This window comes from Halorubrum tibetense (assembly GCF_042661865.1).
Classification (GTDB): Archaea; Halobacteriota; Halobacteria; order Halobacteriales; family Haloferacaceae; genus Halorubrum; species Halorubrum tibetense.
In genome coordinates this window covers 1-1,404 of the sequence record NZ_JBHSWW010000432.1, presented here as the reverse complement: position 1 = coordinate 1,404, position 1,404 = coordinate 1, and the positions used below count along the sequence as shown (strand labels likewise).

Annotated in this window: 1 protein-coding gene; it reads right to left on the bottom strand. The window is 56.8% G+C overall.

From position 1 onward, the window contains the following. Positions 1–13: 13 nt before the first annotated feature. Positions 14–1,288 (bottom strand): IS4 family transposase, encoded by a 1,275-nt coding sequence (locus tag ACFQEU_RS15875; protein WP_379783741.1) that lies wholly within the window; start codon positions 1,286–1,288, stop codon positions 14–16. Positions 1,289–1,404 lie beyond the last annotated feature (116 nt).

The window sequence follows — 1,404 nt, the reverse complement described above, 5'->3', positions numbered from 1 at the left end:
CATTCGTCTTTAGCTAAGACTCACACCTCGGTTGTGTAGCGGTAGCAAGTGTCTCTTGTAAGATCGGTCGTTGTTGATGGATCTTCTGAGCGTCCTCGATGAGCCGCTCCAGCAACGGTGGTGGTGAGTAGCCGAGGTACTCACCGAGTTCGTGGAGAACAAGCTGGGCGTGCGACCGGAAGGTCGCCGCCCAGCGTTCCGGTGGAAACACAATCTCGTCGTCAGCCTGCTCGGTGACCAGATCCAACAACTCACGGCTCACTAGCAGCGACAGCAACGCCGCATACAGCAAAATCTCCACCACAACAGGGTTGCTCGTGTCGAACTCATCTAGTTCGTATTGCGTCTTCAACTCACGGAACAGCGTTTCTACCTCCCATCGACACCGATACAGCGTCCCTAGATCTGCCGGGAGAAACTCTTCTCTCGGTAGATTTGTGATGTACAGATGGTAGTCGTCGGCGTCCTCGTCTCGGACGCCGACGACGCGGAACCGCTTCGTGTCTAGCGACCGTGTTCCCTCGTACTCACCCCGCTTGAACTCCGCTTCGACCTCTACGTCAATGTACTCCCGCGAGAGATCACCGACCACGTCGTGGATCTTCTCCCCTTCTAAGGGAATGGCGCGCCCGCGCCATTCCCGTAACTCCTCTGTTATCACCGGATTCGCGTTCTGCTTCAACCGGCTCACAAAGTAGCCGTCGTTCTCGTCGATCAGCGCAAAGCGGCGGTACTTGAAGTACGCTAGGTCGAACAAAACTAGCCGTCCATGCAGCCACGATCCCGTCTTGAACAACGTGCTGTCGTGCGCTTTTTCATCGGTCACGTCAATCCGTTCAATCGTCTGATCGGTGGCATTGTGGAGCAGGTGGAGCTTCGCTCCAGCCTGCTCCTCGTGGCGAGCTTGGAACTCGTCGGAAAGGAACTCGTGTAACCGCAACACCGTTCCATCAGCGATCATCACGTCCCTGAATCGGTCGATATCAGCGTCAACAGCGTCGGGAACAGCGACCTCGTCGAGACCACGCTCGACGAGGTCGCGGAGATACTCTGCAAGTGACGGCGTCAACCGGTGATAGAAGCCACCAGGAGAGATCGTCTCATCGGCTGTGGAGTTGTAGCTACGTCTGAACCCAGCGAGTGTTCGGCTCTCGCCTGCGGCGAAGCCGAACACGAGCGCCCACACGAGGACGGGAATCTGAAGCTTCCCCTCCCGTTCGACCACGCCGAGTTCCTCGGCGTGCTCTTCAAGGAACTCAGAGGGAAACAGTGTAGTGAGACGACGCAAGATTCTCGATGAGGAGGTCTCGTTGTACACACTCGACACCTCCTCATTCCTTCCGAAAAGTAGCCTCGATAAGCCGCTGCTGTCACGCGGTTCTTCGCTTAGCTAAAGACGGATGC